At 38.7% G+C, this 12632-nt stretch carries 17 protein-coding genes; all 17 read left to right on the forward strand.

Annotated features, from left to right (window positions below; all coding sequences use genetic code 11):
* Window positions 1-18 precede the first annotated feature (18 nt).
* The 17 genes from rplO (at window position 19) to rfbF (ending at window position 12625) form a co-directional block, all read left to right on the forward strand.
* Window positions 19-459 carry a 50S ribosomal protein L15 gene (gene rplO, locus ACI3K6_RS22070; protein WP_335478805.1) on the forward strand — a complete coding sequence of 147 codons (441 nt, stop codon included), beginning with the start codon at window positions 19-21 and terminating at the stop codon, window positions 457-459.
* Window positions 459-1754: a preprotein translocase subunit SecY gene (gene secY / locus ACI3K6_RS22075; RefSeq protein WP_335478803.1), complete on the forward strand. Its 1296-nt coding sequence runs from the start codon at window positions 459-461 to the stop codon at window positions 1752-1754. The genes rplO and secY overlap by 1 nt, the downstream gene beginning before the upstream one ends.
* A gap of 56 nt (window positions 1755-1810) precedes the next feature.
* Entirely contained in the window at window positions 1811-2461 is a 651-nt protein-coding gene (locus tag ACI3K6_RS22080; protein WP_335478801.1) for an adenylate kinase, read from the forward strand.
* Between the two features lie 320 nt (window positions 2462-2781).
* A complete protein-coding gene (gene infA / locus ACI3K6_RS22085; RefSeq protein ID WP_007085268.1) occupies window positions 2782-3000 on the forward strand; it encodes a translation initiation factor IF-1 in 219 nt (72 codons plus the stop codon).
* Window positions 3001-3036: 36 nt separating this feature from the next.
* Window positions 3037-3150 carry a 50S ribosomal protein L36 gene (rpmJ, locus tag ACI3K6_RS22090; protein WP_000868344.1) on the forward strand — a complete coding sequence of 38 codons (114 nt, stop codon included), beginning with the start codon at window positions 3037-3039 and terminating at the stop codon, window positions 3148-3150.
* Window positions 3151-3174: 24 nt separating this feature from the next.
* The gene (gene rpsM, locus ACI3K6_RS22095; RefSeq protein ID WP_335478799.1) at window positions 3175-3540 is read left to right on the forward strand and encodes a 30S ribosomal protein S13; all 366 of its coding nucleotides are present in this window, start codon (window positions 3175-3177) and stop codon (window positions 3538-3540) included.
* Between the two features lie 22 nt (window positions 3541-3562).
* On the forward strand, window positions 3563-3952 hold the full coding sequence (gene rpsK / locus ACI3K6_RS22100; RefSeq protein WP_191275926.1) for a 30S ribosomal protein S11: 390 nt from the start codon (window positions 3563-3565) through the stop codon (window positions 3950-3952).
* 170 nt (window positions 3953-4122) lie between these two features.
* On the forward strand, window positions 4123-5067 hold the full coding sequence (locus ACI3K6_RS22105; protein WP_335478910.1) for a DNA-directed RNA polymerase subunit alpha: 945 nt from the start codon (window positions 4123-4125) through the stop codon (window positions 5065-5067).
* 51 nt (window positions 5068-5118) lie between these two features.
* On the forward strand, window positions 5119-5481 hold the full coding sequence (gene rplQ / locus ACI3K6_RS22110) for a 50S ribosomal protein L17 (RefSeq protein ID WP_335478796.1): 363 nt from the start codon (window positions 5119-5121) through the stop codon (window positions 5479-5481).
* Window positions 5482-5873: 392 nt separating this feature from the next.
* The gene (locus tag ACI3K6_RS22115; RefSeq protein ID WP_435556519.1) at window positions 5874-6713 is read left to right on the forward strand and encodes an energy-coupling factor ABC transporter ATP-binding protein; all 840 of its coding nucleotides are present in this window, start codon (window positions 5874-5876) and stop codon (window positions 6711-6713) included.
* Entirely contained in the window at window positions 6689-7558 is an 870-nt protein-coding gene (locus ACI3K6_RS22120; protein ID WP_435556520.1) for an energy-coupling factor ABC transporter ATP-binding protein, read from the forward strand. The genes ACI3K6_RS22115 and ACI3K6_RS22120 overlap by 25 nt, the downstream gene beginning before the upstream one ends.
* Window positions 7555-8352 carry an energy-coupling factor transporter transmembrane component T family protein gene (locus tag ACI3K6_RS22125; RefSeq protein WP_435556521.1) on the forward strand — a complete coding sequence of 266 codons (798 nt, stop codon included), beginning with the start codon at window positions 7555-7557 and terminating at the stop codon, window positions 8350-8352. Before ACI3K6_RS22120 ends, ACI3K6_RS22125 begins: the two co-directional genes overlap by 4 nt.
* Before the next feature lie 12 nt (window positions 8353-8364).
* Window positions 8365-9102 carry a tRNA pseudouridine(38-40) synthase TruA gene (gene truA / locus ACI3K6_RS22130; protein WP_435556522.1) on the forward strand — a complete coding sequence of 246 codons (738 nt, stop codon included), beginning with the start codon at window positions 8365-8367 and terminating at the stop codon, window positions 9100-9102.
* 247 nt (window positions 9103-9349) lie between these two features.
* Window positions 9350-9787 (forward strand): 50S ribosomal protein L13, encoded by a 438-nt coding sequence (gene rplM / locus ACI3K6_RS22135; protein ID WP_335478785.1) that lies wholly within the window; start codon window positions 9350-9352, stop codon window positions 9785-9787.
* A 20-nt stretch (window positions 9788-9807) separates the two neighbouring features.
* On the forward strand, window positions 9808-10200 hold the full coding sequence (gene rpsI, locus ACI3K6_RS22140; protein ID WP_335478783.1) for a 30S ribosomal protein S9: 393 nt from the start codon (window positions 9808-9810) through the stop codon (window positions 10198-10200).
* Between the two features lie 612 nt (window positions 10201-10812).
* Window positions 10813-11340, forward strand: a complete 528-nt coding sequence (locus ACI3K6_RS22145; protein ID WP_435556523.1) for a P-loop nucleotide/nucleoside kinase family protein — start codon at window positions 10813-10815, stop codon at window positions 11338-11340.
* A 505-nt stretch (window positions 11341-11845) separates the two neighbouring features.
* Complete coding sequence (gene rfbF, locus ACI3K6_RS22150) at window positions 11846-12625, forward strand: glucose-1-phosphate cytidylyltransferase (protein WP_435556524.1); 780 nt, start codon at window positions 11846-11848, stop codon at window positions 12623-12625.
* The last annotated feature ends 7 nt before the right edge of the window (window positions 12626-12632 follow it).

A 12632-nucleotide genomic window follows, 5' to 3' on the forward strand; every position in this document is an offset into this window, starting at 1 on the left:
TTATAAGGAGGTGCCAATATGAAACTTCATGAGTTAAAACCTGCCGAGGGTTCTCGTAAAGAGCGTAAACGTTTAGGCCGTGGTATCGGATCCGGTCAAGGGAAAACTGCGGGTAAAGGTCATAAAGGACAAAATGCCCGTTCCGGCGGCGGTGTTCGTATCGGTTTCGAGGGTGGTCAAACACCTTTATTCCGTCGTTTACCTAAACGCGGATTTACAAACGTTAACCGTAAAGAATACGCTGTTGTGAACCTTGATACGTTAAACCGCTTTGAAGACGGTACTGAAGTTACTCCAGAACTTCTTATCGAAACAGGTGTTGTAAGTAACGAAAGAGCAGGGATTAAGATTCTTGCAAAAGGGAACGTTGAGAAAAAACTTACTGTTAAAGCTCATAAATTCTCCTCTGCTGCTAAGGAAGCAATCGAAGCTGCCGGCGGAACTACTGAGGTGATCTAATGTTCCAAACTATCTCCAATTTTATGCGCGTGGGTGATATAAGACGCAAGATTATATTCACCCTTTTAATGTTAGTTGTATTTCGTATTGGAACGTTTATTCCAGTTCCAAATATAAATGCAGATGTTCTTGCAGCACAAGATAAACTAAGTGTTTTCGGTGTTTTGAATACATTTGGCGGTGGAGCATTGAAGAAATTCTCCATATTTGCTATGGGAATCATGCCTTATATCACGGCATCGATTATTATCCAACTTCTGCAAATGGATGTTGTTCCAAAGTTTACGGAATGGTCTAAGCAAGGAGAGGCTGGACGACGTAAACTTGCCCAATTCACTCGATATTTCACTGTAGTACTTGGCTTTATTCAGGCGTTAGGTATGTCCTATGGTTTTAATAACCTTGCCCAAGGACAATTAATTGAAAACCCTGGAATTACTACGTATCTTTTAATTGCTGTCGTATTAACTGCTGGTACATCTTTTTTAATGTGGCTAGGTGAGCAGATTACTTCAAAAGGCGTTGGAAATGGTATTTCCATTATCATTTTTGCGGGTATTGCTGCGGGAATTCCTACTACTATAAATCAGATCTATGTCCAACAGTTCGAAAATGCTGGTGAGCAATTATTCTTACGTATTGTAACTGTTGTATTAATTGCGCTTGCTGTCATCGCTATTGTCGTTGGCGTAATTTTCATCCAACAGGCTACTCGTAAAATTCCTATTCAATATGCTAAACGTATGGTTGCCGGACGCAACCCGGTTGGTGGTCAATCCACTCATATGCCGTTAAAGGTTAATGCAGCTGGTGTTATTCCTGTTATCTTCGCTGTTTCATTTATTGTAACACCGAGGACCATTGCATCATTTTTTCCAACAAATGATGTAACGATTTGGATTACGAAAGTATTTGATTACTCTCATCCAATTGGGATGACGTTGTATGCAGCATTAATTATTGCTTTTACCTATTTTTATGCGTTTATTCAAGTTAATCCTGAACAAGCAGCTGAAAACCTACAGAAGCAAAGCGGTTATATTCCTGGAATTCGTCCTGGTAAAAGCACACAAGAATATTTAACGCGCGTATTATACCGTTTAACCTTTGTTGGTGCCATTTTCTTATCAATTATCGCGGTATTGCCAGTAATTTTTATTAAAATTGCAAACTTACCACAAAGTGCGCAGATTGGTGGAACTAGCTTGCTAATTGTTGTCGGTGTTGCACTGGAAACTTACAAGCAGCTTGAAGCACAATTGGTTAAACGTCATTATAAAGGATTTATTAAATAATTGGTTTTGGGGACTAGATCCCTAAAACCTTATTTAAGGCACGAGGGGGAACACGTGTGAATTTAGTATTAATGGGGCTACCCGGTGCTGGAAAAGGTACCCAGGCTGAAAAAATCGTCGATAAATACGGCATCCCTCATATTTCAACAGGTGATATGTTCCGTGCAGCTATGAAAGAGGGAACGGAATTAGGGTTAAAAGCTAAATCATTCATGGATAAAGGTGAACTTGTTCCTGATGAAGTAACAATTGGCATTGTTCGTGAACGGTTAAGCAAAGATGACTGTCAAAAGGGCTTCCTTTTAGATGGATTCCCTAGAACAGTACCTCAAGCAGAAGCATTGGAAAATCTACTGGTTGATTTAAACAAAAAGATTGATTATGTCATTAATATTAATGTGGATAAAAGTATTTTAATGGAGCGTTTGACCGGTCGTCGAATCTGCAAGAATTGTGGATCTACTTATCATCTTGTATTTAACCCTCCTGCAAAAGAAGGCGTATGCGATCGTTGTGGCGGTGAGCTTTATCAACGTGCAGATGATAATGCAGAAACAGTTCAAAATAGACTTGATGTAAATATCAAACAACAAGAGCCATTATTAACTTTCTACGAGACAAAAGGATATTTACGTAATATCGATGGTCAGCAGGATATTAAAAAGGTATTAGCTGATATTGAAGAATTACTTGGGGGCCTTCATTAATGACAAATGGCATCACCCCCAGGGGAAACCTGGCGAGCGGCTCTCGAACATCTCAATTATGATCTAAAAGCATGTGGAAGCAAATGGCTTTTCTATTGTATGCAAGTATGTAGGACGTAGTGTTGGGCAAGACTTACAGTGTGAGAATAATTGTACTAACTATTTCTAATCTATAATTTTTACAAATTTTTAAGGACAAAACCTTAATAAGTATGTTAAAATTATAAGGTTGCATAAAGACGTACATTGAAAGACCCGCTTTGCATGACAGTTTTCCATAAACGCTAATAAATCAATTTCGGAGAAGGGAGACGAGACCAATGGCCAAAGATGATGTAATTGAAATTGAAGGTAAAGTAATTGAAACTTTGCCAAATGCAATGTTTAAGGTAGAATTAGAAAATGGTCATACTGTGCTGGCTCATGTATCTGGTAAGATTCGTATGCACTTCATTCGAATTCTTCCAGGAGATAAAGTGACTGTTGAGCTTTCTCCATATGACTTAACACGCGGAAGAATCACTTACCGTTTTAAATAATTGCTTGCACTCCGTACTATTAAGGAGGTTAGGATAATGAAAGTAAGACCATCTGTTAAACCGATCTGCGAAAAGTGCAAAGTTATCCGTAGACGCGGAAAAGTCATGGTTATCTGTGAAAACCCTAAGCATAAACAAAAACAAGGATAAACTCGAGGGAGGTGTGCATTTTAAATGGCACGTATTGCTGGTGTAGATGTTCCACGCGAAAAGCGTGTAGTAATCTCTTTAACTTACATTTTTGGTATTGGCAAAAAAACAGCACAAAAGATCTTAGCAGAAGCCGGTGTTTCTGAAGATACTCGTGTGCGTGATTTAACAGAAGAAGAATTAAATAAAATCCGTGACATCATCGACAAGTTAAAAGTTGAAGGTGACCTTCGCCGTGAAGTTTCTTTAAACATCAAACGTTTAATGGAAATCGGCTGCTACCGCGGATTACGCCACCGTCGTGGTTTACCTGTTCGTGGACAAAATACGAAAAACAACGCTCGTACTCGCAAAGGTCCTCGTAAGACTGTAGCGAACAAGAAGAAGTAATCGGCAAAGGAGGTTAATTTAAATGGCACGTAAAACGAATACACGTAAACGTCGTGTTAAAAAGAATATTGAAGCTGGTATTGCTCATATCCGTTCAACTTTTAACAATACGATTGTAACTATCACTGATGTTCATGGTAATGCAATTTCTTGGTCTAGTGCAGGTGCGCTTGGATTTAAAGGTTCTCGTAAATCTACTCCATTCGCCGCACAAATGGCTGCTGAAACAGCTGCTAAAACATCTATGGAACATGGTATGAAAACTTTAGAAGTAACAGTTAAAGGACCTGGTGCCGGACGTGAGGCTGCCATCCGTGCTCTTCAAGCCGCTGGTTTAGAAGTAACTGCTATTAAAGATGTAACACCTGTTCCTCATAACGGATGCCGTCCGCCAAAACGTCGTCGCGTATAATTTTTCTGTATAGAATTTGTATCATTTGTCTATAATGGGATATGATATAAATTTTTGACCATAACAGAAAGATCATTCCAGTTGTTGTGCACAAAACGGGAAAGTATACATGGGGGAATTTCGATTAGTAAACTAATCGAGGTTTCGACGTTTTGAAGGAGGGTTATTTGATGATCGAAATAGAAAAACCAAAAATCGAAACGGTTGAGATTAACGATGATGCCAAGTACGGTAAGTTCGTCGTAGAGCCGCTTGAGCGTGGATATGGTACCACTTTGGGTAACTCCTTACGTCGTATCCTATTATCTTCACTCCCAGGTGCCGCTGTTACTTCGATTCAGGTAGATGGGGTACTTCATGAGTTCTCAACAATTGAAGGCGTCGTAGAGGATGTAACATCCATTATTCTTAACATCAAAAAGATTGCACTAAAAATCTATTCTGATGAAGAAAAAACATTAGAAATTGATGTTCAAGGTGAAGGTCCTATCACTGCCGGTAATATTACCCACGATAGTGATGTCGAGATCTTAAATCCAGATCTTCATATTGCAACATTGGCGGCAAATGGACATCTTCGTATGCGTTTAACTGCAAGACGTGGTCGCGGTTATACACCTGCTGATCAAAATAAGCGTGAAGATCAACCAATTGGTGTTATTCCAATTGATTCAATTTATACGCCGGTTTCTCGTGTATCTTATCAGGTAGAAAACACTCGTGTTGGTCAGTTGACTAACTATGATAAGCTGACACTCGATGTTTGGACAGATGGTAGCACTGGGCCAAAAGAGGCGATTGCCCTTGGTTCTAAAATTTTAACTGAGCATTTGAACATCTTTGTCGGTTTAACTGATGAAGCTCAAAATGCCGAAATCATGATTGAAAAAGAAGAAGATCAAAAAGAAAAAGTCCTTGAGATGACTATTGAGGAACTTGACCTTTCTGTTCGTTCTTATAACTGTCTAAAACGTGCCGGAATTAACACTGTTCAGGAATTAGCAAATAAGACTGAAGAAGATATGATGAAAGTACGTAACTTGGGCCGTAAATCACTTGAAGAAGTGAAGGCAAAACTAGAAGAGCTTGGATTGGGCTTACGTAAAGACGATTAATAATAAGCTAATACAATCCTTTTAATGACTTCAAAAAGGAGGGAACCCTTCATGGCATACAGAAAGTTAGGACGTACAAGTGCACAGCGTAAAGCTATGCTTCGCGATTTAACAACTGATTTAATTATCAACGAGCGCATTGAAACAACAGAAACTCGCGCGAAAGAACTTCGTGTTGCTGTTGAAAAAATGATCACTTTAGGAAAACGCGGTGACCTTCATGCTCGTCGCCAAGCAGCTGCTTATGTTCGTAATGAAGTTGCAAATGCAGAAAATGGCCAAGATGCACTTCAAAAACTTTTCACTGATATCGCTACTCGTTACCAAGAGCGTCAAGGTGGATACACTCGTATTATGAAACTTGGACCTCGCCGCGGCGATGGTGCACCAATGGTTATCATCGAGTTAGTTTAATATCTTTAACAGACAACAAGGGTACTGGACAGTTTGAGTAACAAAACTTGTTCTCTGCCCTTTTTCTGTTTACAATTACTTTCATATAAAACGAACCAAGCCAAAAACGAGCGTTATGATGAGCATGACTCTTTTTCAAAGAGCTTAAGGAGAGTTTTTATAGCTTTCCCGGAAAGAAATGCTTTATAAGGATATTTCTTTTTCATGTCTCGTCTAGCTCATGCACCCCCTCCCGATTTCTTTACAGAGATCCCTAATATTGCAGTGATTACGTGCTGCCTGGGGACGGGGTGCGGGCTTTTTTTGTATCTAAATGTTTTTGCAGAGCAGAGATGAGAAGAGAAGAGATCAGCAAGGTGTCTTCTGCTTTTGGAGAGAGGAGTAACGCTGTGATGAAAAAGCCAATTGTTTCCCTAGATAGGGTTTCTTTTCAATATGATACACAAGAACGCTATGCCCTACATCAGGTATCTTTTGATATACATGAAGGGGAGTGGCTTGCCATAGTCGGTCATAATGGTTCAGGAAAATCAACAATGGCAAAGTTGCTGAATGGCCTACAGTTTCCTAAAGAGGGGGAAATTACAGTTTGTGGCATCAAGCTGGATGAGAACTCGATTTGGGATATTCGTAGAAAAATTGGTATGGTATTTCAAAACCCTGATAACCAGTTTGTTGGGACGACCGTTCAAGATGATGTGGCTTTTGGTTTAGAAAACTTTGGGGTTCCAAGAGAAGAAATGGTCCAAAGAGTTGAGGATTCATTAAAAAGAGTTAAAATGGATCAATTTCTATATCAAGAGCCCCATCATCTATCCGGCGGTCAAAAGCAACGAGTTGCGATTGCAGGTGTTCTGGCTTTAAGGCCTGAAATTATTATATTAGATGAGGCAACCTCAATGCTTGACCCTCGAGGCAGAGAAGAAGTGTTGGAAACAGTGAGGCTTTTAAAAGAAGAAAAGTTATTAACTGTTATTTCCATTACACATGACTTAGACGAAGCTGCAAAAGCTGATCGAATTATCGTTATGAATCAAGGTGAAGTCTATCGTGAAGGTACTCCGGAAGATATTTTTGTGATGGATGAGGAACTGGTTCAACTAGGGTTAGATATACCGTTCTCTGTAAAAATGAGCAAAGCATTTAGACAACATGGCATACATGTATCAAAGCATTATCTTTCCGAGGAAGAGTTGGTGACAGAGCTATGGACATCTCACTCTCGCATGTAGAATACCGCTATCAAGCCAATACTCCATTTGAAAGATTGGCGATTCAAGATGTATCGATTGATATACCCTCTGGAACATATCTTGCTTTAATCGGTCATACCGGATCTGGAAAGTCCACTGTATTGCAGCACTTAAATGCCCTTCTTGTACCAACGTCTGGCTCAGTTAAAATTGGTGATCAAGAAATCAAGGCGCGTCAAAAAAATAAAAACCTAAAACCAATCCGTCAACGTGTGGGGATTGTATTTCAGTTTCCCGAACATCAATTGTTTGAGGAGACAGTGGAAAAGGATATTATTTTTGGACCAATGAATTTCGGGGTTTCCGAAGCGCAAGCAAAGCAAAGAGCCCGGGTAGCTTTAAAACAAGTGGGTCTTGGTGAAGAGATCTTAGAAAAATCACCATTTGATCTATCGGGTGGGCAAATGCGTCGGGTTGCGATCGCAGGCGTTTTAGCAATGGAACCAGATATTATAGTGTTAGACGAACCAACAGCAGGATTGGATCCACGAGGCCGAAAAGAAATTATGGATATGTTTTACGCGCTCCATAAGGAAAGACAGCTTTCGACGATTCTCGTTACCCACAGTATGGAGGATGCTGCCAGGTATGCAGATCAAATAGTCATTATGCAGCAAGGTAAAGTTGTCAATAAAGGAACACCTGAAGAAATTTTCACCAATCCTACAGAATTAGTGAAGATGGGTCTGGATGTTCCTGAAGTGGTAAGGTTTCAGCTGAAGCTTGAAGAAAAGCTCGGTAGGCAACTAGGGAAAATTTATCTATCCATTGATGAACTATCTACGGCAGTAGCAGAGTTTTTAGCCGGAGGTGTCCGATCATGATGGAAAAAATGATCTTTGGACGATATGTTCCAGCGGATTCACTGATCCATAAAATGGACCCCCGTTCAAAGTTATTAGTCATATTTTTATTTGTTTGCATTATTTTTTTGGCCAATAATTTTATTACCTATGCACTTATTGGAATTTATACATTTTTAATGCTTGCCTTATCAAAAATTCCTGCCCGTTTTTTATTTGGAGGACTAAAGCCTGTCTTATGGTTGGTGATCTTTACTTTCGTATTGCAGTTGTTTTTTACGAAGGAAGGACATTTAGTCTATCATTGGGGAGTTATTCATATCTACGATGAAGGTATTAGGATGGGAATTCTAATATCATTAAGGTTTTTATTCTTGATTCTAATGACCTCTTTATTGACGCTAACCACTACGCCAATTGAGATTACTGATGGCATGGAAACTCTATTGCAACCGTTAAAAAAGGTGCGGTTTCCTGTTCATGAAATGGCACTCATGATGTCGATTTCCTTACGTTTCATCCCAACCCTTATGGAGGAAACCGATAAGATCATGAAGGCACAAATCGCCAGAGGTGTCGAATTTGCCAGTGGGCCGGTCAAGGAACGAATTAAAGCTGTTATTCCTTTATTGATACCGCTGTTTGTCAGCTCGTTTAAGCGGGCTGAAGAACTGGCAATTGCCATGGAAGCAAGGGGGTATCGCGGCGGTGAGGGACGTACTAAATACCGCCAGCTGAGCTGGAAAGCAGCAGATACCTTCCAATTGGTGATATTAGCGGGCTTAACGATCCTTTTGGTTTTATTTCGGACTTAATGAGGGGTAATCATGCAGAGATACAAGGCAATCATTGCATATGACGGGACCGGGTTTAACGGATATCAAGTTCAGCCAAAGGGACGGACTGTCCAGGGGGTCCTTGAGTCGGTTTTAACAAAAATGCATAAAGGGATTGAAGTGAAAGTTTCAGCCTCAGGGAGAACGGATGCAGGAGTCCATGCAAAGGGACAAGTCATTCATTTTGATTCCCCACTTTCAATTCCTGAAGAGAAATGGGTGATTGCTTTAAATTCCCTGCTTCCGGAAGAAATCTCTATTCTCTCTGTTGAAAGGGTTCTGGATTCTTTCCATGCCCGATTTGCAGCAATGGGGAAGGAATATCGCTATCAGCTGAATTTATCTTCAGAGCGTGACCCGTTTCTTCGGAATTGGGCCTATCAATATCCTTATCGTCTGAAAGTCGAAGATATGGAAAAAGCAAGCCGGTATTTTCTGGGTACCCATGATTTTACTAGCTTTTGTTCCGCAAAATCAGAGGTTGAAGATAAAATCCGTACTATTGAGTCCATTGAGTTTATACAGGATAAGAAACTTTTGACGCTCCGATTTGTCGGAAATGGCTTTTTGTACAATATGGTTCGAATTCTAGTGGGAACATTATTAGAAGTAGGCGCTGGCGATCGTAGGCCGGAGGAAATCCTGGAAATCTTAGAAAAAAAGGATCGAGGTTACGCAGGCAAGACTGCCCCAGCCCATGGATTGTACCTTTGGAAAGTTTATTATTAAAACAACCTAACCTGGTGTAACATTTTTCTTGACAATTATGGCAGGAGTATTTATTATATTATATGTGTGTGTTTTTAATCCCACGATAAAGCCCCGGAAAGTCTTAATCGTGATTGAAAATATATGATTGTAAAAAAATGAAACGCACAAATGCAGATCGGTTTATTCCCCGGAACAGGATAAACAGGATTTCGCCCATTACCGTGCGAAAAAAATATCTTTACAGATTTAATTAGGAGGTAAACTCATGCGTACAACGTTTATGGCAAATGCCAACAATATCGAGCGTAAATGGTACGTAGTTGATGCAGAAGGCAAAACTCTTGGACGTCTTGCTTCTGAAGTTGCATCAATCCTACGTGGTAAACATAAGCCAACTTACACACCACATGTGGACACTGGTGACCATGTGATCATTCTTAATGCTTCTAAGATCCAATTAACTGGTAACAAATTAAATGACAAAATCTACTACCGTCACAGCTTACACCCAGGTGGTTTAAAGCAAAGAACGGCTCTTGAAATGCGTACTAACTATGCTGAGAAAATGATTGAGCTTGCTATTAAAGGCATGCTTCCAAAGAATTCTCTTGGACGTCAAATGTTCAAAAAGTTACACGTATACGCTGGTGCAGAGCATGCGCACCAAGCACAAAAACCTGAAGTTTACGAACTTCGCGGTTAATTAAGAGGGAGGAAATTAACTTGGCACAAGTTCAATATATTGGTACTGGCCGCCGTAAGAGCTCTGTCGCACGTGTGCGCTTAGTTCCAGGCACAGGCAAAATTGTCATTAATGGTCGTGACATCGAAGAATATATCCCATTTGAAGCTTTACGTGTTGTTGTAAGACAACCATTAGTAGCTACTGAAACTGTAGGCAGCTACGATGTTCTTGTAAACGTAAGCGGCGGTGGTTACACTGGTCAAGCTGGCGCAATCCGCCACGGTATTGCTCGCGCATTACTTCAAGTTGACCCTGAATACCGTCCAACATTAAAGCGCGCTGGTTTATTAACTCGCGATGCACGTATGAAAGAACGTAAGAAATACGGTCTTAAAGGTGCTCGTCGTGCGCCTCAGTTCTCAAAGCGTTAATTTTTTGCGAACTCACAAAGACTCTCAGTCATATTTGGCTGGGGGTCTTTTTTATGTTTGAAAAGAGCTTTTGACCACATTTTGACCGCGGAATATTTTTTGACCACGATTGACCACCAATTATAGCTCAATGAACTTGTGAAACTTTGCGGCTGTTTGCTCTTCTAAGGTGTTGGTAACATAAATTGTTATTGGATGAAGAATGTGTATTTTTGATTAATCTGTCCAATATATCATTTGGAGAAGGTAATCGAGGAGGAACGGGATTGAGACGGGTACCCTAGCTGTTAATGGGATTAACCCAACTGACCGGACTGGATCCGGAATGTTCAATTTTTTAAGCACAGGATGATAAGTATACGCATATTCTTTATAAAAAATGAGAGTGTTTTTATGTAGTAAGATCAACAGGTAAATGTTCAACAAATCGATATAACAAATTCGGATGAATTATATAAATAAACGATTTTCATAAAAGGGATCTAGTGAGCTCTATTGAGGTCAAAAATGGTGGGTGATATGAAGGCCATTTCTTACAGTACTAATAAAGCAGGTTAATTAAGGACCTGGCGTAATAAAAAAAATAACTTAGGATTTAGGAAGGAGATTTAAATGAATAAGAGTACCAATAGTTCTATTTATATCTTATCAGGTCCATATGGAGTTGGTAAATCTACCCTCACAAAGGTACTTGCTGCGGATATGGAAAAAGTCTCAGTAATTGAAGGGGATATAATTAAAAACATGCTCCTAGGAAAAGAGATACCACCGTTGGAAAAAAAGCAATTAATGTGGAAAAATATCCTTTCCTTAACGCAGAATTCTATTGAAAATAATATTAATGTAATAATCGATTATGCAAATTTTGGAGAATCATTGCAGTGGTTCTACCAACAAATTTTTGAATTAAATGTAAAAATTTATTATGTTATATTAAGGGCAAACAGGGATACACTTATTAATCGATTAAATAAAAGAGGAGACGATTATTTAATAGAAGGTTCCTTATATCTACTAGACCAATTTGAAAAAGAATTAGCAAACAAAAACCATCTCTATGACACCACGAATAAACAGCCAGTTGAAATTATTAATGATTTAAAAAGTATTATGGAACAATTTGTCCTTAACTTTGCTTAACAAAAAATTAAAATGGTTTGAATGATGATAAAAGTTAACGCGTTTCAGAAAAAAGGGATGACAATGCTTGTGCTTTCTTAGTTTCCCATGTCATAGATTTAGAAGGAACGTCAAATGCTTCATTTTTAAAATATCTATGTCAGAAATTTTATTAGACCAGTATTAACTTTTTTATAACTACGTTTTGACCAAAATTCAATTCCTCTACGACCTTTATAACTTCCACTCTATCCGCTCTTTTTACCCATCTGTTACTGTAAAAGGTTTTTCATAGTAATTTAGATAAACCTCTCCTCTAATTCTTTAACACTGTCTTCTGTTTCATATAAAAAAGAAGAATGTATTTGACTTAATTTCAAGATTAAACTTCACCTGTAATTTTTAATCACATTAATAAAGTTCTTTAAAAGAGATGTTTTTTCCATTTCCTTTCAACATGTATTTATACCTGAACAATTTTAAGGTCCGTACATATGTTATTAAAGTAATTAAAAGGAGGGAAGACATGAAAGTTGTAATTTTAGCTGGAGGATTTGGAACAAGAATCAGTGAAGAAACGCACTTAATACCCAAACCTATGATAGAGATTGGTGATAAACCGATCCTATGGCACATTATGAAGTTGTACTCTAGTTATGGTTTTAACGAATTCATTATCTGTTTAGGGTATAAAAGTCATGTTATAAAAGAGTACTTTTCAAACTATACTCTCAATCATTCAGACGTAACCTTTGATTTTCAAAATGCAAATAGCTGTACTATTCATCAGAATTATACTGAACCATGGAAGGTGACTTTAGTTTATACAGGTTTAAACACATTGACAGGTGGTAGGATCAAGAGAGTCCAAAATTATATTGGTAATAACCCTTTTATGCTGACTTATGGAGATGGAGTTGGCGATATTGATATAAAAGAATTAGTTAAGTTTCATCGATCTCATGGAAAATTGGCTACAGTAACAGCCACACAGCCGAAGGGAAGGTTTGGAGCTTTGTCTTTGTCTTCGGATCAAAGAGTAGACAACTTTCAAGAAAAGCTAAAAGGTGATGGCGGTTGGATAAATGCTGGATTTTTTGTTTTGCAGCCAGAAGTATTTCAGTATTTAAACAATGGTGATCAAACAACATTTGAAAAAGAACCACTAGAGAAACTTGCTGAAGATGGCCAATTAATGGCATTTAAACATACTGGTTTTTGGCAGCCTATGGACACGTTAAAAGATAAGAAGTATTTACAAGAGATTTGGGATTCGAATAAAGCCCCTTGGAAAATATGGAATTAATAAAAAT

It is taken from the genome of Neobacillus solisequens, from assembly GCF_051233465.1.
Classification (GTDB): Bacteria; Bacillota; Bacilli; order Bacillales; family Cytobacillaceae; genus Neobacillus.